Origin of the sequence: Aestuariivivens insulae (assembly GCF_022662195.1) — a bacterium.
GTDB lineage: Bacteria > Bacteroidota > Bacteroidia > Flavobacteriales > Flavobacteriaceae > Aestuariivivens > Aestuariivivens insulae.
This window is the reverse complement of record NZ_JAKMCS010000005.1, coordinates 75,399-98,188: the sequence shown is the minus strand read 5'-3', so window position 1 is coordinate 98,188 and position 22,790 is coordinate 75,399. Positions and strand designations below refer to the sequence as shown.

The following is a 22,790-nucleotide window of genomic DNA, read 5'->3' as shown; positions in this document are numbered from 1 at the left end:
TTATTCAGTCTTTGTTTTTTCCACAAAGAACATATTACTTGGTATTAGTGCTTTATCCCTATTAGGGCCTTCTAATTTTAATGAAATTGAAGGCTCTCCCATGGTGTTTTGTTGGTATGAAATACGAATGGGATGAAACCCAGATTTTAAATATACCTGTGCTGATAGTTCTTCTGTAGTATGGATATAATCATTATCCAACAAATGAATATCGTGGAGCATGATATGGCTCTTAGAACCCGATTCTAAATAAAAGGTATACAGTCCATCTTCTGGTATTTTAATATAGCCTGTATAAAACAATCCGAATTCTGATGACAATTTAGTACTTGTATCTATCCCAGAAACAATAGCTGTTGATTGTGGGGATAGGTATTCAAAATTGGGCACCCACTGGTGTTTTCCCGAAAATATACTTTTCTTTAAACCTTTAATAGGCGACACTAAGGTTTTACCAGGAATCAACTCTGAATCATAGGGTCTTGCCGCGGTAGGGTTACTTTTTCGAACCTGAAGCACCTTTTCCTTCATGTTCCGTTGCAATTCGGGCATGGCATCTGCTAAATTAAAATGCTCTCTTTCATCGGTAACTACATTATAAATTTCAAATAGTGTAGTACCATGATCTTTAACATCATACCTAACGCCCTTGTAGTCTCCCATTCTTATCACTTGCATTTGTCCTCTATGCCTGTTTCTTTTTGAAGTTTCAAAATCCTCATAAGCCTGTGTGGTTCCTCCAACACCATATTCATGATAGGTATAGCCTTTATCTATTTGATGCTTGTTATTCTTTGTTAATGAAGGCATTAAGGAAACCCCATCGGTATATTGTGGAATGGCCACATGGGCCACATCCGCAAAAGTAGCCAACCAATCCCATTGCCCGGAAGGGAAAGTCACTTCAGATTGCTCTGGGATTACTCCAGGATATCTACAAATGGTAGGCACTCGTATACCTGCCTCCCACATATCGCGCTTTGTGCCATTCATATTGGCATACGATTGGAAAAATTGGGGGTCTTGCTTATAACGTCCGCCGCTCCCTGCTTCATGGTGCGGGCCATTATCTGTTGAAAATACGATTAATGTATTATCATCTATGTTTAAATCTTTTAAAAGCTGAATTAGGTCTGCCACTGCATTATCAATTCTTCTAATCATAGTGGCATGTCGCTTTGCAGTTTCATTCCAATCTTTGTTGTCATAATCGGGGTGAATGAAGGTATCCCTCGTTCCCGAAGCCGTATTCACCCAAGGGGTTTGAGAAGATTCGCTGGTCCATTGCAATCCGCCATGCAAACCACCTCCTTTTGGGTAGGCTTGGGTTGGCACCTGTAAGGCGGCATGGGGTGAATCGTAAGCCAAATACAAAAAGAATGGTTGTTCCGGACGCGTGTTTTCGTGCAAGGTTATCCACTGCTTGGATTTTGCTGTATAAACATCGGTAGTATATGTTAAATCGGTACCCGTTAAAACATTAGTATACCCATTGGTAAAATAAGCCCTTTGATTTGTCGTTCCGTTTTGAGGATAATGCTGATGTCCCTGTATATGGTACAAATACCCATAAAACTGATCGAACCCTCGTTTTAGTGGATGTGCAGGCAATGTCTTGGGATCCGGTTCCGTTTCTCCTCGTTTACCTGCCAATCCTGCTTTACCAACATGCAAGGTACGGTACCCCGATTTCTGAAGCATTTCCGCCATAGTTAAGCCCGCTTTAATAGGCTTATCAAACTGGTTGTCCCTAACACTGGAATGTCCTTGATGCAATCCTTCCAACAATGAAGCCCTTGCTGGAGCACAAACGGGAGCCGATGTGTAATGGTGCGTTAATATAGCGCCTTCATTGGCCAACGCATCCAAATGGGGCGTCACCATTTTTCGATCTCCCTCCTTTTGGTTTTGCCAAAAATTCCCGAGATCGCCATAACCCAAATCATCTACATAAATAAAAATAATATTAGGCCCTGTATTGGGTAGTGGGGCATCTGTATAATCCTTATTTCCCGATTGCGCATTTAAACCCAAACTTGTTACCAACGAAAAAATAAGGAACACTATGTTTTTATACTTCATGTTAAATATTTATTTATTACTGTTTGAATAGGCTTTCATCCCTTTGGCATCTTGATACTTATTCTCCATTAAATTTTTATGGATTGCAAAATTTATTGTCCCCCAATACTCACCTTCATCCCACAACGGATCGACCATATCCTTTTCCCATTTTTCCAACGCATGCATTAATTCTTGATGCTCTTGAATATCTGTTTTTGACAAATCTGTAGACTCCCCTATATCCTCTTGCAGATCGTACATCACTCTTCCATAGTTCTCTAATCGAACCAGTTTTTTATGCCCTATCCTAACTGCGGCGTTATCCAATTTTCTCCAAAACAGTTTGCCGTGTGGCTCTGCCTGTTTTTCTCCTTTTAAATAAGGTAACAGGTTTGCGCCATCCAAACCCCAATTTTCATCTTCTTTTATGTTTGAAGCTGCTATAGCTGTTTTAAATATATCCAGAGAGGCACTTAAACCTGTATAAGTTTGGTTCCCTTTCAATTCCTTTGGCCAATGTACTATAAACGGTACTCTATGGCCTCCTTCAAACATATTACCTTTAAATCCTTTTAACAAGCCATTAGTAGATTGATTGTTTGTTGCCCCACCGTTATCACTTAAGAAAAATATAAGGGTATTATCCAGCTGGCCTGCAGATTCTAATGTATTCATTAACTTTCCAATATTCTCGTCCAAAGACCAGGTCATGGCCGCTAATTTCTGACGCGGGTGCCCTTCGTACTTTTTTAAATGTTCTGCTTTGGCATGCATGGGTGTATGCACTGCATTAAAGGCCAAATACATAAAAAAAGGCTGTGCTTCATTCTCTTTCACAAAACCTGCTGCCCTATCACCCAAAACATCGGTTAAATAGCCTTCAAATTTTACTTGCTTTCCATTTTGCTGAAGCATATTATGATCATTCACCTTTTCTAACGGAAAATACGATCGACTTCCCGCTAAAAAGCCGTAAAATTCATTGAAACCACGTTTATTAGGATGATCATCTTCGTTATAGCCTAAATGCCATTTTCCTAAGGCAATAGTCTTATAATCATTTTGCTGAAAAACATCGGCCATGGTCACTACACTATCAGCCAAGCCAATTTCTCCCGACTCCTTTGACCCCGTACCGTTAGCTTCAAAACCAAAGCGCTGCTGATATCTTCCTGTAATTAACCCAGCCCTGGAAGGCGCACAAACCGTAGACGTTACATGGGCATCGGTAAAAACGACACCTTGCTTAGCCAGTTTATCTATATTGGGGGTTTCCAAATCCTTGCAGCCCATAAAACCAAAATCGGCATATCCAGCATCGTCTATTACCACCACAATAACATTTGGCTTTTGGAAGTTTTTTTTATTAGACTGTGCCGAGTTACAACTAAAAGCCAATAGTGAAAGCACCAACAGTATAAAATTAAAATTCATAACGTATTTCTCTTTTTATATATGCTTATACTAACCAAAATGTTAATTATTGAATTTTCCCCTAAAAAACTCCCTACGCTACCCAGTAAAATTAGAAATTGCAAGATAACATGAAAAGTTTCTTTAAAGGCTATATTTAAGATTAGATTTAGGGGGCATATCCGTCATTTTAGGGGATATATTCGTCAAGCTGAAAATATACTATTGAAAAACCAAGGCATCCAAAAAACAATCAAACTAACCTCTAATCGATTAAATGTAATGATAGAAGACTTAAAACATCCAAGAGCTAATGCTCTTGGATGTTTTTGATTATTTCATTAAAAAAACTATTCCCAACCAGGGTTTTGCTCCAATTGATCATTAAGACTGATTTCATTAGAAGGAATAGGCCACAAATACCAATGATCTGGCCAAGGTGTCGGGTCTGTATTCCAGGCATCGGGCTGCACATACCCTTCAGAAACACCTCCAACAATTGGAACTTTATTGTTCTCATCAGTGGCTACAATCCATCTTCCAACTTGTCGCTCACTGGTGGCATAATCTCCCATTTTTTTCCATCTTCTTAAATCATCAAATCGGTAACCTTCGGCCATCAACTCTATGGCGCGTTCTCTCCTTATCTCCCAAAGCACCGGTGTTATAGCCGGATCCTTATCGGGATCTTCTACGATATTCGCAATATCCAATGGCGCCACATTTCCTCGACTTCTGAGTAGGTTTATGGTTGCATCGGCAACGGCTTGATCGAACTCACCTAATTCATATTTAGCCTCTGCATAATTAACCATAGCTTCACCCAATCTAAAAATAGGCGCATCTGTAAAATCTCGATTCTGAATAAAAGCATGTTTATTAAAATATTTAAACAACTTATATCCGGTATGACTTACATTATATCCATGACCGCGATTATTTTTTCGAAAATGTGGAGATTTCCTTACTGTTAACCCTCTCCAATTCACATCTGGTAACTGGTGTATTTCCGAAGCCGATATGGCAGCCATAATATCCATATATTCTCTATGAGCAGGATCACTGGTATATTCCCATTCGGTTGTGTTTCCTGAAATGCCTGGGGGATTTTGTATTTGATAAGGCGGCACTGTTGTTATATACATTCTACGGTCGCGATTTCTATACTCAGTATACGGATCTTTTTCCAAAGTGCTCCAATTAGAATTTGCTTTTACCGGAGTGCCGTCTGTAAATAAATACATATCGGCAGCCTTTTTGGTAAGATCCCAGTTACCTGCTGAGTTCCTATGTCGTGACGTAAGTATATGTGTTAGCACATTAAGCTCATATTGTTTATGTAGAAATATCCCAGTAACCCCAGCTAGGTCGACACTATTAAAAACTTCATCGTACTTAGGATGCAAGGTATGATTACTCACAAGTTCCTGTGAAGCATTGGCACTGGCCCGTAAATAGGTCTCAGCATCCCCCAAATTATGATATTTACGCCAGGTGCCTTCAAATAATCCAAATCTAGATATCAATGCAAGAACTACATCTCTCGTAATTGAGTTAGGCGCCGTACCTTCGGGAATTATATTCTGCTCGGCATATAGAAGGTTACTCAATATATTTGAAGCTACCACATCGCGGCTGGCACGTGCACCAAACAGTACTTCCGTATCACTGTCGGACACTGCATTTTCCACCCAAATAACACCGCCATATTTTTTCAATAGCTCAAAATACTGGTAGGCTCTAAAAAAATACCCTATACTCTTCCAATGGCCTTTCTCTGTATCCGTTAATACATCGGCTCCATCTATATTATCAAGCATAATGTTGGCTGTTCTGATCCAACTATAAGGACTGGAATATTCCTCTGCTTCCGCAGGAACAATAACACGACCTTTTAGCCAGTCACTTCCTGCATTTCCATTATTATTATTACACATAAGATCGCCATTAAAGTCATCGTTTATGACGCCTAAATTATATCCTGGAAACATCCCGTACAACTGCCAGGCATAGATCTCAAAATTGCGACTCGAAGTAAAGGTGTTTTCTATAACAAACTGATCTACCGGCAAACGCTCAATATCGTCTGTACATGCATTAAGCGCAAAAAATACAGAACATATTAATATTAATATTTTTCTCATAATTATTTTTTTTAAAATGTCATATTTAGTCCTAATCCATATTGCCTTCTAAACGGGTAGATACCTCCACCCCCTAGATTTTGGAATTCAGGGTGCAGTCCATCGGGGAGGTGATCGATCATTATAGGGTTCTCTGCTGTAAAATACAACCTTAGTTTATCAATGAATGTCCTTTCTAAAATAGTACTCGGGAACGAATATCCAAACGTGATATTTTGCACGGTTAAATAGGCCCCATTGGACAAATAGCGGGACTGCGTATTCCTACTTCTTGGATAATTACCTTGTCCCTCAACATATATTCTTGGATAAAAAGCATCTGTATTATCTGGTGTCCAGTAATCCAACTGATTTTGAAATATGTTCTGGAACTGATTCCTGTAGGGCCAAAATACGTTATTACTAATATTCATATCCCTTTTCCCTACACCTACCAATCTAAAAGAAAAATCAAAGCCTTTATAGCTTGCACCTCCGGAAGCTCCAAAACGGTAACGTCTTCTACTATTTCCTATAATTGTTCTGTCTTGCGGATCGTCAAGATCTTTTGATCCATTTCTTATTTCTCCGTCTCCATCAAGATCTAGATATTTAGCATCGCCCGGATTTGGGTTAACACCTGGGAAATACGAAAGGCCATCTTTAAGAACACCATTTTCCAGATTAGCATCCAGGGTTCCACTTTCAAAATCGTCTACGGTAAAAAAGCCATCAGAAACCAGTCCCCAAATTTCTCCAAAATTGCGTCCAACATATGGTGTACCAATCAATCTTGGATCATTCAATACACCTGTTACACGAGACTTATAAACATCTGAAACATTGGTGTTTACATAATATGAGAAATGTTCCCCAATAGTATCTTTCCACCCAACACTAACTTCCCATCCAAGATTTTGGGTATCGGATACATTTTGTAAGGGCGCTGCCGTACCTAACACTACTGGTAAGGGAAGAGCCTCGTCTAACTGATCTATCACGTCGCGCTTAAACCATTCGAAGGTAAGGGATAGCCTATTATTAAAGAAGCCTGCGTCCATACCAATGTTTAGTGTTCTGGCGCGTTCCCATGTAAAACTTGGACTAACCAATCCCGGTCTCTGCAATGTTGTGTAACGCAACCCTGTATTAGGGTCTATCCACCCTGCGTTAACAGCTGGCAAGCCTGGTAAAAAAGGATAAAAATCACTATCATTATCACCCGTATCCTGATTACCAATATCTCCCCAAGAGCCTCTAAACTTTAAATTAGATATCACCGTCTTTAAAGGTTCAAAAAAGGATTCTTTAGAGATATTCCATCCAGCAGAGAACGAAGGAAAAACTCCAAATCTATCATTTCTGGGGAAACGTGAGGAACCATCGTATCTGGCATTGGCCTCAAACAAGTATTTATCGGCATAGTTATAGTTTAGACGACCAAAAACACCCTGCGTGGCCCATTCCCCAAAACTATCGCCAACGGCAAAATTTGATGTTGTACCATCCAGAAATGGTAAGTTAGGATCAATGAGGTCTTGCCCAGAAGCTGAAAAACTTTCTCTAGAGAACTCTTCATTGTTAAACCCTGCTAATAATTTAAAATTATGATTCCCAAAACTCTTAGCATACGATGCATAGATATTCAGGGCTTTTCTATTAAAGCTTCTATGTGACCTAGAATAACTTGTAGTTCCAACACCATTAGGTGTAAACCGCTGAGAAGAAATTGTTTGTGGTTGGTTATTTGTATTGCGAATATCCAACAGATCATTTTCATAAGTATACTCGCCTGTTAAAGTAAAGTCCGTGAATGGTTTGTAAACCAATTTACCTGTAAGACGTGTCGTTTTTTCCTCTCTCTCTATAGGCGTTCTAAGCCTTACAATATTAGCCGGAGAATCATACGGAATTTCCTCTCCCGTATCGGTTATAAAATTACCAAGAGGCGTAAAGGAATAAAAAGAAATTGCCTGGGTGTAATTGCCTATTGGGTCCAACCTACTACTAGCTCGGTATAATGTATTCAAACTTAATGTAAGCTTGTCAGAAACATCAGACTCAATATATCCATTAAGATTATAGCGTGTAAAACTATCTCGGTTCGTCACCATAATACCATCCTCATCGCTATAGCCCATGGATACCCTGTAATTAGAATTTTCGGTTCCACCGCTAAAGCTTAGATTGTGTATTTGGGTAAACCCCGTATTGTCTATAAATTCGCCTAAAACATCATTAACAGCCAAAGGATATCTCAAACCGTTATCCTCAGCATAGCCTAAGGGAAAAGCACTAGGATCCTGCTCATATTGTTCCACAAACCCTAGCCAGGTAGGAATATCCTGTCCAGTCCAAAAAGAAGTCGTTCCAAAATCCGTCAATGCCCTAACAAATTGCCCCGTTGTTGTTGCCTTGGCAACCTCAGTGGGCTTACTCATTGTCATGGTTGTAGTATAATTAAACTTTGGCTTAGTATTTCGTTTACCCTTTTTGGTTGTAATTAATATTACACCAAAAGCAGCTCTACCACCGTAAATTGCGGATGAGGCCGCATCTTTTAGTACAGAAATAGATTCAATATCGTTAGGGTTCACATCGCCTATATCAACAGGTACATTATCCATTAATATCAAAGGTGATCCTGTCGAACCATCAATACCTGCAATCCCTCTAATACTTATAGATGTACCTGTACCTGGTCTTCCTTGATTAAAATCAATATCCAAACCAGGAATTACCCCTTGCAGTGCCCTCGAGGAAATGGTTTGTGGTCTATCGGCAATGACTTCATCAAAATTAACTGATGATACCGCTCCTGTTAAATTCGCTTTTTTCTGCAAACCATAACCTACAACAACAACCTCATCCAAAGCCGCAGCATTTTCAACCAATGACACGGCTATGCTTGTCTGGTTTCCCACCAAAATCTCTTTGGTTAAAAAACCTACATACGATATGACCAGTATAGCATTTTCATTGCTAACAGTTAGGGAGAATTTACCATCAAAATCGGATTGTACTCCATTGGTAGTTCCCTTTTCCAGAACATTAGCCCCCGGTAAGGGCTGGCCGTTTGCATCAACAACCGTTCCTGCTATCTCAATCCCTTGAGGTAATGGATTTACATCATCAGCTTTAAGATTATCGAGCCTTGTATTTTGTTTTATAGGTTCTTTCTTTAACTTTAAAATAATTTGTCTATCAATAACCTTGTATTCTATCTTAGACCCTTCAAAAAGTTTATTCAATATTGTTGAAACTTGCTCCTTTTTAGCAGTTATGGATGTTAGTTTTTGGTAATCAACGTCTTTGTCCTTATAGATAAATTTGAATTCGGTAAGCGATTCAATTTTATCCAATACCTGCTCTAAAGTTACATTCTCCAGTGTTAAGCTAATTTTTGTTCGTTGGGCGTATGATTCGTTAGCTTGAAGTTGAAACAAAGAAACTAATAAAAAAAGGATGGTTAGTCTCATTTTTAAATCTAGTTTTAATGGAAAAGAAGCCCTAGACTTCCTTATCCTAAGTCGAATTTTCATATTTTTGTAATGTATTAAGTGGTTAATTAATTTTAATCACACTTTCTAACGGAGGATGTTGCAACCATCTTCCGTTTTTTTTTGAAGTATATGTGATTGTTTTTTTAATTTAGTTTGTTTGGTGTTATTGTTTCATAGGCGATTTCTATTTTTTAATGATTAGTTTATAATTACTTAATTGTTATTAGGTTATTTTGAATGGTATATTCTATGGGGTGAAGTTCATTAATGTATTTGAACACTTGATCGATAGTCTCTATATCGAAAGTAGCTGTTATAAAATCTTTGCCTAAGGATGTATTTTGATTGTTTATGACTACGTTATAATGTCGTTCCAGTTTCTTTACAATATTATCAAAAGGGATATGCTTTAATATAATCTTACCTTTAACCCAAGCGGTATGTACCTCAACATCTGCCTTTTCAATTGTAATATTATGCTCCGTTTTATGCCAATCAGCTTTATAGCCAGGCTCCAATAGGGTTGCCGTATTGGGATTATAGTCTTGCGCCTTATCGTAAACACTTACCGATCCCTCTACCAACACTGTACTAATAGCATTGTCTTCTGGGTAAGACGACATATTAAACTGGGTCCCCAACACCCTTACATTTACATTGTTAGCATTAACTATAAATGGATGTGCCTTATCCTTGGCCACCGTAAAATAGGCCTCTCCGTCCAAAAAGACCTGCCTATCCTTACCTTTTATAAATTTAACAGGGTATTTTAACGAGGTACCTGCATTTAAATTGACCTTGGTGCCATCGGAAAGCATCACTTCAAACCGTTTGCCATAAGGCACGGTTAAGGTATTGTATTTTAAGGTTTCGCTTTCAGTTGCATCACTATATGCCAACTGGTTCCCATTTTGGACTCCAATAACATTTCCTTTTATATCAACAATATTGGATGTATTATTTAGCTTAATGATTTCTATGCTACCATCCTCCAATTGAAGCGTTATATTCTCGTCTGGAATATTTATATTGGAACGATTGGACACATACCAGTATCCTACACTTATTAAAACCACAGCTACTGCAGCATATTTTAACAGTCTAGGAATTATTTTTAGTCTTTTTATTTTATTAGGTTTTTGCGCCTCTAGGTTAAAGCTTTCTAATTGCTTTTCTATTTTGCTCCAAGCCTGGTCTTCATCTAAACTATCAATAAAGCCTATGCGTTGGGATGTCTTATGGACATGTAAATATTTGAGAAATATCTTTTTGTGTTCTGGCGCCTCTTCTAACCATTGTTTTAAGTCGCTGAATTGGCCTTTGTTAATTTCTCCCGTAGTATATGCTGAAATTAACTGTAATATATCTTCGCTGATATGATCCATTTTAGTCATGCTTATATACTATATATAGCATAAGACCAAAAATGGGTGAAAAAAAATATAATTATTTTACATCAAAAGCATTAACACTATAATATCTAGGGAATTACGAAGTTGTTTTAAAGCTCTGGAATAGTGGGTTTTTACTGTATTTAAAGATACCCCTAAGTGTTTTGCAGCCTCTTTATATTTCATGTTTTGCAAAACAATGGCCTTAAAAACTTCTTTACATTTATCTGGAAGGTCGTCAATAGCCTTGTATAACTTTCTCTTCTCTTCTTCCAAACCGTCCTTATCGATTTCTTGATCTTCAAAAAGGAGGTTTACTTGGTGATCTATATCTTCAAATTGATATTTAGACTGCTTTTTTATAGCTTGAAATGTATTGTTCTTTACCGCCTTAAAAAGATAAGGCCCAATAGTTCCCTCAAACTTCATAAAAAGTTTTTCTTCCCATAACTTCACAAATAATTCCTGGACAATATCTTCGGCCAATTGAAAAGAACCGCAATACTTTAACGCATACACACTTAAAGGCATATAATAAAGATCGAACAACTGCTTAAATGCTGAAGCCTCTCCTTTTTTCAGTCTTTCTAATAAGATTAAATCCCTAGATTGCATGTGATTTTACAAAAACAGTGTGTATGTTACGAATTAAAATTGTGCTAATATAACTTAATTTGCCAAAAATGAAATTTTTGCAAATAAATTCAATAGCAACTATTCTTGCACATCTTGAAATCTACTTAGAACGACCAGATTATCGATTAAATTTAGTATCTTTCAATAACAAAATACCAAGTTAATGTTTAGCTCGGTAAACACTTCACGAGTTCCCACTTCTTTTATACTATACTTCTTAACCCATATTATGTTAAAAAAGTGGCGCAGCCGAAAACCAACTAGAGTAGGCATTTAATTAAAACACTTAAACATGAAACGAACATTAATAAATTTTAAAAATAGCTTTACAAAAGATCATATTTAAAATTCCTGCCTACCAGCAGGCAGGTTTAATGTGAGAACGAGTGTAACGAGTGGTTGCATTCGTTCTAAACCTGCCTACCTACAGTAAGCAGGCAGGCTTTACAATTAAATTAATTATTATGTAATTACTAAAATTTAAACGAATGAAAAAAGGAACTATTAAAGTAAGTGTCTTATACCCCAATGAAACAGGCAAAACATTTAACATGGATTACTATTGTAACAAACATGTTCCTATGGTTGGAGGCCTTTTGGGCGATGCCCTAATTGGCGCTACTATTGAACAAGGTGTCTCTGGTGGTGCTCCAGATACCACCGCCCCTTATATAGCTATGGGAAATATTTATTTTGAATCTATTGATAGCTTCCAGAATTCGTTTGGAGCCCATGCCGATAAAATAATGGCAGACATTCCCAATTACACCAACATAGAACCTGTTATACAAATTAGTGAAGTACTAGTTTAATCATTACCTGTACTAAACTTGGAAACTGTTACTATGAAACGATAAACGGAGAAGCCGAAAACCGACCAGAGTAGGCATCACTAAAACACTAAACAATGAAAAAACCAATTAGTCTTTTTACATTTGCGGCCCTATTGATTTTATGCATTTCTTTAATCGCTAGTTGTAAAAACCAAACCGAAGACGCTAAGGAAACTACTCCTGAACCTACATTCGATCTTGCTGCTGCCAAAGCCGAAATTGTAGCCGCCAACAACATGTTTGCAGAGCGTTTTAACGCTAAGGACTCCATAGGAGTTGCCAATTTATACACTCCTGATGGTAAAGTTATGATGCATGGTGCTCCTGCTGTAGTGGGAAGGGACAATATTCAATCTGCTGTTGCTGGATTTATAAATTCGGGGATTTCTGTTGACCTAACGACCATTGATGTTTGGGGCACAGAAGATCTTATTACAGAAGAAGGTCTAGTAGAACTATATGCTGGAGAAGATAAGGTAGACGAATGTAAATATATTGTCCTTTGGAAAAAAGTAGATGGTAAATGGCATTTATTTAGGGATATTTTCAATTCTAATTTGGCACCTAGTGCCCATGCAGAATAGTGTCATGTAGCAAGAATGTCACTTCGAGTGTCCACCAAAGACGGGACGTATAGATAACCTTTAGTAATGGAAGCTTCTCGATACATACCGACAGTAAACGTCGGTACACTCGAAGTGACAAATTCTTATTTCAAATAAGCCAACACATTGGCTTCTATACGCTCCTGAATGTTGGACACATTGGCCTTAACAAAGGTCTCACCTGTAATATTTTCGTAAAGTTCGATATAGCGTTCGCTAACAGATGCTATATAGTCATCGCTCATAAAAGGCACTGTTTGCCCTTCCAAACCTTGAAATCCGTTGCTAATTAACCATTGGCGTACAAATTCTTTGCTTAATTGTTTTTGTGGCTCGTTTTTGGCTTGACGTTCCTCATAGCCATCGGCATAAAAATAGCGTGAAGAGTCTGGTGTGTGTATTTCGTCTATCAACACGATCTTGCCATCTTTGGTCTTTCCAAATTCGTATTTGGTATCTACCAAAATCAACCCTCTTGATGCGGCTATTTCGCTACCGCGTTTAAACAGTTTTCTGGTATAATCCTCCAACACTAAATAATCGGCCTCGCTTACAATACCTCTTTTTAAAATATCCTCTCTCGAAATATCCTCGTCATGATCTCCCATTTCGGCTTTGGTCGCTGGTGTTATAATTGGCTCTGGAAAGGCATCGTTTTCCTTCATACCCTCTGGCATTGGCACACCACATAACAACCTTTTGCCCGCTTTATACTCACGGGCTGCATGGCCGGACATATACCCACGTATCACCATTTCTACCTTAAACGGTTCGCACAACTGCCCTACCGCTACATTAGGATCGGGTGTTGCGGTTAACCAATTAGGGACCAAGTCTTCGGTGGCCGCCATCATTTTAGTAGCTATCTGGTTAAGGATTTGGCCTTTGTAAGGTATACCCTTTGGCATGACCACATCGAATGCCGACAGTCTATCTGTAGCAATCATCACCAATTGCTCGTCGTTAATATTATATACTTCACGTACTTTCCCTTTGTAAACACTTTGTTGTCCCGGAAAATTAAAATTGGTATCTATTATTGTATTACCCATTTATAGTTTGTTCTTTTATATACCTTGATTTGCTTATATCTCTTTAATAGCAGTACACTTATTATATCTGCCCTTTTAGCCCAGATTGAAGCGGCATCCTTTTTTTGGTGACCTAAGCGAGCACTGAGGTTATCGAAGTGATCGCCGTCACTAAAAAAAGATACAGCGGAAAGCTGGAAGTAGCTCCAAAAATTTATGATTCCCTATTTTCTATACTATTATAGGCCTCAATAACTTTTTTAACCAGTTTATGGCGAATTACATCCTTATCGTCTAAAAATATCATCCCAACGCCTTCCACATTCTTTAAGATCAATAATGCTTCCTTTAATCCTGAAATGGTTCGTCGTGGCAAATCAATTTGCCCAGGATCGCCCGTTAACAGGAACTTGGCATTTTTCCCCATACGCGTTAAAAACATTTTCATTTGTGCATGGGTAGTGTTTTGGCCTTCATCTAAAATCACAAAGGCATTGTCCAGTGTACGCCCGCGCATAAAGGCCAATGGCGCGATTTGTATGGTGCCATTTTCTATATAATGTGCCAGCTTTTCGGGAGCAATCATATCGCGCAAGGCATCGTAAAGTGGTTGCATATAGGGATCTAGTTTTTCCTTTAGGTCCCCTGGAAGAAACCCTAGGTTTTCACCGGCTTCCACAGCAGGCCTGGTTAAGATAATACGTTTTACCGCTTTATTTTTTAACGCCTGAACGGCTAAGGCTACACCTGTATACGTTTTACCTGTTCCGGCTGGCCCTATGGCAAATACCATATCGTTTTTACGCATGCTCTCCACCAATTTTCGTTGGTTGGCCGTTTGCGCTTTTATCATCCTGCCCCCCACGCCATGTACAATAACTTCCCCACTCTGCTGTGAGGTATTGTAATCGTCACTACTTTGACTGGTAAGCACGCGCTCAATAACATTTTCATCCAGTTTATTATACTTTGCAAAATGCTTCAACAACATGGTAATGCGACGATCGAACTCCTCTAGCAATTCTTCATCACCAAAGGCTTTAACTTTGTTTCCGCGCGCTACAATTTTAAGTTTTGGAAAGTACTTTTTTAACAGTTCGATATTGGCATTATGGGCTCCAAAAAACTCTTTTGGAGTAATCTCTTCAAGTTCAATAACAATTTCGTTCAAAAGGCGTAAATTTTGTTTATAACTTCATCTGACATCAATAAAAAACATACTTACTCAGACAAAATGATTTATTAGTTTTGCATACAGGGGTAATAAAACTCAAAAATACATAAATTTGAGTGACCTAATGCTAAAAAAATATCAACAATTTTGCCCATGGCGATAATAACATTAACCACTGATTTTGGTGAAAAAGATCACTTTGCTGGCGCGACAAAGGGCGCCATTTACAGTGAACTCCCCAATGTTAGAATTGTTGATATCTCGCATTCGGTATCGCCATTTAATATTCCTGAGGCGGCTTATATTATCCAGAATGCTTATGGCAGCTTCCCTAAGGGCACCATACATATTATTGGTATTGATTCTGAAATAAACCCAGAAAACAAGCATATTGCCTTGATGTTGGACGATCATTTTTTTATCTGTGCCAACAATGGTATTATGAGCATGATCTGTTCTGAAATTGCCCCCGAAAAGATTGTTGAAATAAATATACACGATAAAATACAAACCAGTTTCCCGGTGCTTGATGTGTTTGTTAAAGTGGCTTGCCATATTGCCAGAGGCGGTACATTGGAGGTTATTGGCAAACCTATTCAAGAAATAAAACCTATAAAGAACGTAGTCCCTTATGTAAATGACGATAAAACCCAAATTATAGGCAGTGTTATTTATATAGACAACTACGGCAATGTAATTACCAATATTAAACGCTCCTTTTTTGAAGGTGTGCAAAAAGGTCGTGAATTTGAAATTTCGGCTCGTAACTACAAATTCAAAAAAATATTTAATAAGTACAGCGATATTGTAAATTTTGATATTCCAGAAGACAAGCGCCACGATGAAGGCAGGGGCTTGGTGGTCTTCAATTCTGGTAATTTTTTAGAGATTGCCGTTTACAAGAGCAACTCCAATACCGTGGGTAGCGCTTCAACCTTAATGGGGCTTAAATTAATGGATACCGTTAGTGTTAATTTTATCAAGAAAAGTATTGAAGTTATTCCTGAACGTCCGTTAAAAACTGAATTAAACGAAGATGTATGATTGTACGAATAGTTAAAATGGGCTTTAAACAAGAATGTATTGATGCCTTTTTAAATCAGTTTGAAACCAGCAAGCTAAAAATTAGAACTTTTGAAGGTTGTCATTTTTTAGAATTATACCGAGACCTAAACAACCCAAATATATTTTTCACCTATAGTTATTGGGACAGTGAAGCCGCATTAGAGCGATACCGTCAATCGGAATTATTTAAAAATGTATGGTCCAAAACCAAGCCGCTTTTTAATATAAAACCCGAGGCTTGGAGCGTTGATAAGCTGGAATCTCTTAATTAATACAATGAACTGTAAAAAAGTTTTATATTCGTGAGTTGATTTCCGAGTACAAAGTACAAAGTACAAAGTACAGAGAATAGAGAAACAAAAATTATAAACTTACCCTGGATGGTACACTAAGCTGAGCTGAAGTATGCAGTCAAAGGGTTTAATTATTAATCGTTAATCGTTAATCGTTAATCGTTAATCAAATGTAATGTTTGCCATACTTAAAAAAGAAATAAACTCATTTTTTGCTTCGCCCATAGGTTATTTGGTCATTGCCATTTTTTTATTGCTAAATGGCTTATTTCTTTGGTTGTTCAAAGGGGAGTTCAATATATTAGATTATGGCTTTGCAGACCTGTCTTCTTTCTTTTTATTAGCGCCCTGGATATTGATCTTTCTTATTCCAGCGGTAACCATGCGTAGTTTTTCCGATGAAAAAAAGCAAGGCACTTTAGAATTATTATTGACGAAACCCATTTCGCACATCAATATTGTTTTAGGTAAGTATTTTGGTGCTTTTATCTTAATTATTATTGCACTCTTACCTACATTACTATATGTGTATTCGGTTTACGAATTGGGAAATCCTATTGGTAATTTAGATGTTGGTAGTACCTTGGGTTCCTATTTCGGATTACTGTTTTTAGTAGCTGCCTATACCGCCATAGGTGTGTTTGGCTCTACCTTGTCCGACAATCAAATTGTAGCGTTTATTGTTTCGGTATTCCTTTGCTTTTTGTTTTATATTGGTTTTGAAGGTATCGCAGACTTCACGTCTAGTCTTTTTATCGAACAATTGGGCATGAGCTACCACTATAAGAGCATGAGCCGTGGTGTATTGGACACTCGGGATATTATCTATTTTTTAAGTGTTAGTACTTTTTTTATTATGTTAACCAAACAAAACCTAAGCAGAACAAATAAAAAGTGAACAGCAACCTAAAACATATCGGCCTATTATTAATAGCTATTGTTACTGTTAACTTTTTAAGCAGTAAACTATACAAGCGTTTCGATTTAACCGAAGATTCACGCTATACCTTAAGCCAAGCCACCGTTAATATTATAGATGAAGTAGCATCACCTATTGAAATCGATGTTTTTTTAGAAGGTAACGATTTTCCTTCTGAATTTCGCCGACTGCAAAATGAAACCCGCCAGTTACTGGAGGAGTTTTCTGCTAAAAACAACAAGGTTATTTACAAGTTCATCGATCCGCTTGAGAATGAAAATAATATAGACCAAAACATACAAGCCTTAACCCAACGTGGGTTAACCCCCATGCGAATGAATGTTCAGGAAAACGGCAAAGCATCGCAAGCCATTATTTTTCCTTGGGCTTTGGCAAGTTATAATGGTGTAACCGTTAGCATTCCACTTATTAAAAATAAAATTGGAAGTACGCAACAAGAACTGGTTAGTAATTCGGTACAGCATCTTGAGTATGCCTTTGCTGATGGCTTTAGTAAACTTACCCAACCCAAGCGTCGTAAAATTGCTGTTTTAAAAGGTAACGGACAGTTAAAAGACCAATATATTGCCGACTTTTTAAAAAAACTAAGCGAATACTACTTTATTGCGCCTTTTACTCTAGATAGTGTTTCTGCCAATCCACAAAAAACGCTTAAAGATCTGGAGGCTTTCAATTTAATTATCAACGCCAAACCTACCGAAGCTTTTTCTGAAGAAGAAAAACTGGTTCTGGATCAATATACCATGAATGGCGGCAAGAGCTTATGGCTTATTGATGCCGTAGCCATGGAAAAGGACAGTTTGCAAAACGATGCTGGTACCAATTTTGCCGTTTCCCGAGATTTAAACCTTACCGATTTCCTTTTTAAATACGGCGTTCGTATTAACCCTGTTCTGCTAAGCGACCTTTACTCTGCACCAATTATGCTCGCCACCGGTAGTGGTAACGATACCCAGTTTATGCGCTTACAATGGCCTTATTCACCTTTAGCATCTGCCAATCCCAATCATCCCATTACAAGTAATTTAAACTTGGTGAAATTTGATTTTGCCAATCAAATCGATACTTTAAAAAACAGCATACAAAAAACCATTTTGTTGCAAAGCTCAAAACTAACCCGATTGGAAGGTACGCCCAAAGAAATACGATTGGAAAACGCTACAGAAAAGCAAGACCCTGCATTGTTCAATAAAGGCAACCAAGTCCTTGCGGTACTTTTGGAAGGCGAGTTTACTTCGGTTTACAATAATCGCATCAAGCCATTTAAACTGGTAACAGAAAAAAATCAAAGTCCATCAACTAAACTAATTGTAGTTGCCGATGGCGATGTAGTTAAAAATGATATAGACAGAAACCGCCCCTTACCTTTGGATTTTGACCGTTCGAGTAACCAAGCCATTGGTAACAAAGAATTTTTATTGAATGCGGTAAATTACTTACTGGACGATGATGGACTTATAAACATTCGGACCAAAGAAATAGCTGTTGCTTTTTTAAATCCTCAAAAAATAGCAGAAGAAAAAACCAAATGGCAACTCTTGAATACTGCATTACCACTAGCTTTATTAGCGCTTTTTGGTTTAGCATTTAATTACTACAGAAAGAAAAAATACGCTGCCTAAATGTTGATAAGTTTGTTTCCTATATTAGATGGTATCGAATATATTTGTAGATAGCTTTTTTAAAATTAAAATACTTTATTTATAAATGAAATTTATAGTTTCTAGTACCTATTTATTAAAACAATTGCAAACTTTAGGTGGGGTAATCAACAACTCAAACACCTTACCTATATTAGATAATTTTTTGTTTGAATTGGAGCAATCCAAACTTACCGTTTCTGCAAGTGATTTAGAAACTACCATGTCTTCTACCCTAGATGTAGAGAGCGATAGCGAAGGTAGCATTGCCATTCCGGCGCGCTTACTTTTAGACACCTTAAAGACCTTTCCCGAGCAACCCTTAACATTTGTTGTAGAGGATAATAATACTATTGAAATAAGCTCTAACCACGGTAAATACGCCTTAGCTTATGCCGATGGCAATGAGTTTCCTAAAGCAGTATCTTTAGAAGACCCTAGTAAAACGGTGGTTTTGGGCGACGTATTAGCTACTGCTATTAGCAAAACTATATTTGCCGCAGGAAATGACGATTTACGTCCAGTAATGAGCGGGGTCTTTTTTCAATTCACAAACCAAGGATTGACTTTTGTTGCTACCGATGCACATAAATTGGTAAAATATACCCGTGAAGATATCAAGGCCGATCAAGTAGCTGAATTCATTATGCCTAAAAAACCTTTAAATCTTTTAAAGGGTATTTTAGCTGGAAGCGAAGAAGAAGTTACTATTGAATACAATGACTCCAATGCTAAGTTTACGTTTGAAAACTCAGAATTGATCTGTCGTTTAATTGATGGCAAATATCCTAATTACGAAGCGGTTATTCCTAAGGAAAATCCAAATAAATTAACCATTGCACGTAACCAATTTTTAAATTCTGTACGTCGTGTTAGTATTTTCTCTAATAAGACAACACATCAAATCCGTTTAAAAATTGCTGGTGCAGAGCTTAATATTTCTGCCGAAGATATTGATTACAGCAACAAAGCCGAAGAACGTTTAACCTGCGATTATCAAGGGGATGACATGCAAATTGGCTTCAATTCGCGTTTTCTAACCGAAATGCTTAATAACTTAGGTTCAGATGACGTTCAGCTGGAAATGAGCTTACCCAACAGAGCAGGAATTTTAACACCTATTGACGGGTTGGACGAAGGCGAACAAATTACCATGTTGGTAATGCCTGTGATGCTGAATTCTTAAAACAAGTATATATCCAAAAGTTTTTTAATTGTTAATAAATAAAAAACGCTCACCAAATGGTGAGCGTTTTGCTTATCTCATACTAACAAAAACTAACTAATAAAATTAAGAGATAAGGGGTATTGGGGCGTTTCGCCTTTACTGGCTTTAATAGCATTTACTATAGGAAATACTACAGATATGATTCCTAATACTATAAAACCTAAGATACCCAAACCAAATAATAAAATTAAAGGGATGCATATAAGGCAATAAACAAGTAGGCTCAATTGAAAGTTAACTATGTTTTTGCCGTGTTCATCCATTTTATACACTTTTTCTTTTTGTGTGAGCCACAATATCAAGGGCAACAACAAACTCCCGAAGCCTACAACCAGGGTTATTAACTGGCTTAAGTGGGTAATGACTATAAGTTGATTATCTTCTCTCATGACAATGATTATTTTGATTGACATCTGTATGACGCAACTAATTCCATAATGTTACAAAAAATAAAACATTATGGATTAAAAAGCCATAGTTCTAAACAAAGAATGAAATTCTTTTGGAGCTGGTGTTGTCATTCCGAATGAGGCACGAAGAGGAATCTCATAATTTTGATGTATGATGAGATTTCTCACTTTAGCCTGTCTTGAGCGACAGTCGAAAGATTCGAAATGACAGTCAGTATGCAAATAGTTTATAGAAACTAAAGTAACTACAATGGAATTGCAGGCCTGCCTGCCGGCAGGCAGGTTCAACGGAAACCCCGATGCAAACATACGGGGAATTCTTTTCGATTAAAGAAAATTCTAAGGCACCTTATTTAATAAGGCCTGGAACCTTGGTTCGTCTTTTAAGGAATCGAATTTAATATCCTGTTTCAAGCCCCAAAAGAAAAGCCCTTGCCCCCCTACTTCATAGTCTTTTTCCAACCAGGTTAAAGCATTCTCAACATCACCCAAGCCCATATATATTGTAGCAATCATATAAGGAGGCACATACATCAGTTCACTTTTATCCAGTTGATATTCCAATATTTTTTTAGCTTTTTCATGTTCTCCTATCATACCATAGCAATACCCCAACATCCAATTGGTATGGGACGCCACACTTCTTGAGGTATACAGTGCTATAGCTTCTTTATATTTCCCCAATCCAGAAAGATTAGAAGCTTTCATCCACAATAGCATATTGTCATTTGGAAAAATTTTTAAAGCTTCGTCCATCATATCTATAGTTTTTTGAAACTCCCTTAAATAATAATAGGCCTGCCCCATATCACCAATATATTTGGGTGATAGAGGATCCAGTTTCAATACCTTATTAAAATACTCCTCCATTAACTCCAAGTTTCCCTCAAAAGTATAGATCCAGGCCAGCTTATTATAAGCTCCTACATAACTGGGGTTAATTTCAATAGCCTTTTTTAAGTAAAGGATTGCCGTTTCCTTTTCATACTTATAGTAACTTATCGCTCCTAATGCCCCAAAAGTCCCTCCATCGTTAGAGTTAATGGCCAAGGCCTTTAATGCTGGTGTAGAAGCTAATTCCAACATCTTTTTTGGGGACTCCCTGCCCCAAAATATATATTCAAGATAAGTTTCGGCCACACCTACATAAGCCCTACAGAAATTAGGATCCAGATCAATAGCTTTTTTAAATAAATTTTCTGCATTTTTTAATTCTTCTACTTTTCCCCCTCCCCTGTGCAAAAATGTCTGCGCTTCCTTAAAGACCTTGTAAGCCTCGGGGTTCTTAGTAGGTTCGTTGTCCAACCGCGATTGTTCTGTATCACTTAATGTAATCTGCAGAGTATTGGCTATATCCTTGGATACATTGGTTTGTATTTTAAATATTTGCACCAAGGTATTATCGTAATTATTGGCCCACAAATTTTTATTACTGGAAGCATCGACCAAATTTGCATTAACACGTACCTGATTGTCGTTAACACGTACACTACCTTCTAAAATATAATTAACCCCCAACTCTTTGGCTATTTCCTTTATGGATTTATCCGTTCCTTTATAGTGCATCGACGAGGCTCTTGAAATAACCTGAATATGTTGGATTTTTGATAAATGTGTTATGATATCTTCGGTAATCCCATCAGCAAAAATATTGGAACTGCCACTATTACTCATATCGTTAAAAGGAAGTACGGCTAAGGTTGGTTCCCTTAGTTCATAGGCTGTACTTTTTTTCATGATGAAGTACATAAGCACCAAGATTATTAACGATAAAGCAGCTAACGTGTAAAGACTCTTTTTTCGATAGCTTTTATAGACTTCAGAATCTTTTGGTTTCGTTTTCCCTTTAAGGCTATTTTTTTCCGGAACTACCAAATCCCCATTAGTTACTGCAAAAACAGGAATAACTTTATTAACGTTCTTAAAATCGACAGCATCAATAAACTGGGTTGTTATATCCCTTTGGTTTCTAATCTGGTCATTAACTTTATCTGAAATTAATATGCTTCCTGCTACGCCAAGAGATTCTATCCTTGAAGCTATATTAACGGCGTCTCCTATAATATCGGATTCTGTTCTAACAATATCGCCAACATGAACACCAATTCTAACGGGTATTTTTGGTTCACTCATAAAGGCATTTTGTAGCTCAATACCACATTTAATAGCCTCAACAGAACTTCTAAAAATACTTAAAGTACCATCCCCAAAATATTGGATAAGCTCTCCATTAAACCGTTCTGTAACAGTGTCAAATATTTCCCGATGTCTTTTCCTTATTACCATCGCTTCCATTTCATCATTTTGCATTAATGAAGTATAGCCTTCTATATCGGTAAACATGATAGCTCCAAGTTGCCTGTGCTGTGCCATTTTAAAATGTTGAGTTTAACTCTAAATTTAATTAAATATCTTTAAAAGGAGGCATTTTAGAAAACCAA

Annotated in this window: 17 protein-coding genes; 7 read left to right on the top strand and 10 right to left on the bottom strand. The window is 37.5% G+C overall.

Translation table 11 applies throughout. The annotated features are described in order from the left end of the window. The 6 genes from MR062_RS07810 to MR062_RS07785 all read right to left on the bottom strand — a co-directional run bounded on the left by MR062_RS07810 (position 1) and on the right by MR062_RS07785 (position 11,109). Positions 1-2,082: a sulfatase-like hydrolase/transferase gene (locus tag MR062_RS07810; protein ID WP_242203585.1), complete on the bottom strand. Its 2,082-nt coding sequence runs from the start codon at positions 2,080-2,082 to the stop codon at positions 1-3. A 9-nt stretch (positions 2,083-2,091) separates the two neighbouring features. Next, positions 2,092-3,498 (bottom strand): sulfatase-like hydrolase/transferase, encoded by a 1,407-nt coding sequence (locus tag MR062_RS07805; RefSeq protein WP_242203584.1) that lies wholly within the window; start codon positions 3,496-3,498, stop codon positions 2,092-2,094. A gap of 329 nt (positions 3,499-3,827) precedes the next feature. Further along, entirely contained in the window at positions 3,828-5,621 is a 1,794-nt protein-coding gene (locus tag MR062_RS07800; RefSeq protein ID WP_242203583.1) for a RagB/SusD family nutrient uptake outer membrane protein, read from the bottom strand. An 11-nt stretch (positions 5,622-5,632) separates the two neighbouring features. Beyond that, positions 5,633-9,079 carry a SusC/RagA family TonB-linked outer membrane protein gene (locus MR062_RS07795; protein ID WP_242203582.1) on the bottom strand — a complete coding sequence of 1,149 codons (3,447 nt, stop codon included), beginning with the start codon at positions 9,077-9,079 and terminating at the stop codon, positions 5,633-5,635. Between the two features lie 233 nt (positions 9,080-9,312). Further along, positions 9,313-10,488 carry a FecR family protein gene (locus MR062_RS07790; protein WP_242203581.1) on the bottom strand — a complete coding sequence of 392 codons (1,176 nt, stop codon included), beginning with the start codon at positions 10,486-10,488 and terminating at the stop codon, positions 9,313-9,315. A gap of 66 nt (positions 10,489-10,554) precedes the next feature. After that, positions 10,555-11,109: an RNA polymerase sigma factor gene (locus MR062_RS07785; protein WP_242203580.1), complete on the bottom strand. Its 555-nt coding sequence runs from the start codon at positions 11,107-11,109 to the stop codon at positions 10,555-10,557. 509 nt (positions 11,110-11,618) lie between these two features. Between MR062_RS07785 and MR062_RS07780 the strand changes: the two genes are divergently transcribed. Further along, a complete protein-coding gene (locus tag MR062_RS07780; RefSeq protein WP_242203579.1) occupies positions 11,619-11,942 on the top strand; it encodes an EthD family reductase in 324 nt (107 codons plus the stop codon). Between the two features lie 95 nt (positions 11,943-12,037). Beyond that, entirely contained in the window at positions 12,038-12,547 is a 510-nt protein-coding gene (locus tag MR062_RS07775; protein ID WP_242203578.1) for a YybH family protein, read from the top strand. Between the two features lie 125 nt (positions 12,548-12,672). Here the strand turns inward: MR062_RS07775 and MR062_RS07770 are convergent, their stop codons facing one another. Continuing rightward, positions 12,673-13,620, bottom strand: coding sequence for a phosphoribosylaminoimidazolesuccinocarboxamide synthase (locus MR062_RS07770; RefSeq protein ID WP_242203577.1), 948 nt, complete (start codon positions 13,618-13,620; stop codon positions 12,673-12,675). Positions 13,621-13,813: 193 nt separating this feature from the next. Next, positions 13,814-14,770, bottom strand: coding sequence for a PhoH family protein (locus MR062_RS07765; protein ID WP_242203576.1), 957 nt, complete (start codon positions 14,768-14,770; stop codon positions 13,814-13,816). Between the two features lie 156 nt (positions 14,771-14,926). Here MR062_RS07765 and MR062_RS07760 point away from each other — a divergent pair, with 156 nt between their 5' ends. The 5 genes from MR062_RS07760 to dnaN all read left to right on the top strand — a co-directional run bounded on the left by MR062_RS07760 (position 14,927) and on the right by dnaN (position 19,897). Further along, positions 14,927-15,817, top strand: a complete 891-nt coding sequence (locus MR062_RS07760; protein ID WP_242203575.1) for an SAM hydrolase/SAM-dependent halogenase family protein — start codon at positions 14,927-14,929, stop codon at positions 15,815-15,817. After that, positions 15,814-16,110, top strand: a complete 297-nt coding sequence (locus tag MR062_RS07755; RefSeq protein ID WP_242203574.1) for a putative quinol monooxygenase — start codon at positions 15,814-15,816, stop codon at positions 16,108-16,110. Before MR062_RS07760 ends, MR062_RS07755 begins: the two co-directional genes overlap by 4 nt. 196 nt (positions 16,111-16,306) lie before the next feature. Further along, positions 16,307-17,029 (top strand): gliding motility-associated ABC transporter permease subunit GldF, encoded by a 723-nt coding sequence (gene gldF, locus MR062_RS07750; RefSeq protein WP_242203573.1) that lies wholly within the window; start codon positions 16,307-16,309, stop codon positions 17,027-17,029. Further along, entirely contained in the window at positions 17,026-18,693 is a 1,668-nt protein-coding gene (gene gldG / locus MR062_RS07745) for a gliding motility-associated ABC transporter substrate-binding protein GldG (protein ID WP_242203572.1), read from the top strand. Before gldF ends, gldG begins: the two co-directional genes overlap by 4 nt. A gap of 85 nt (positions 18,694-18,778) precedes the next feature. Beyond that, positions 18,779-19,897 (top strand): DNA polymerase III subunit beta, encoded by a 1,119-nt coding sequence (gene dnaN, locus MR062_RS07740; protein WP_242203571.1) that lies wholly within the window; start codon positions 18,779-18,781, stop codon positions 19,895-19,897. Positions 19,898-19,989: 92 nt separating this feature from the next. Here the strand turns inward: dnaN and MR062_RS07735 are convergent, their stop codons facing one another. Both MR062_RS07735 and MR062_RS07730 read right to left on the bottom strand, forming a co-directional pair. After that, positions 19,990-20,328 carry a DUF4870 domain-containing protein gene (locus MR062_RS07735; protein WP_242203570.1) on the bottom strand — a complete coding sequence of 113 codons (339 nt, stop codon included), beginning with the start codon at positions 20,326-20,328 and terminating at the stop codon, positions 19,990-19,992. Between the two features lie 360 nt (positions 20,329-20,688). Further along, positions 20,689-22,722: a FlgO family outer membrane protein gene (locus MR062_RS07730; RefSeq protein ID WP_242203569.1), complete on the bottom strand. Its 2,034-nt coding sequence runs from the start codon at positions 22,720-22,722 to the stop codon at positions 20,689-20,691. Positions 22,723-22,790: the final 68 nt, after the last annotated feature.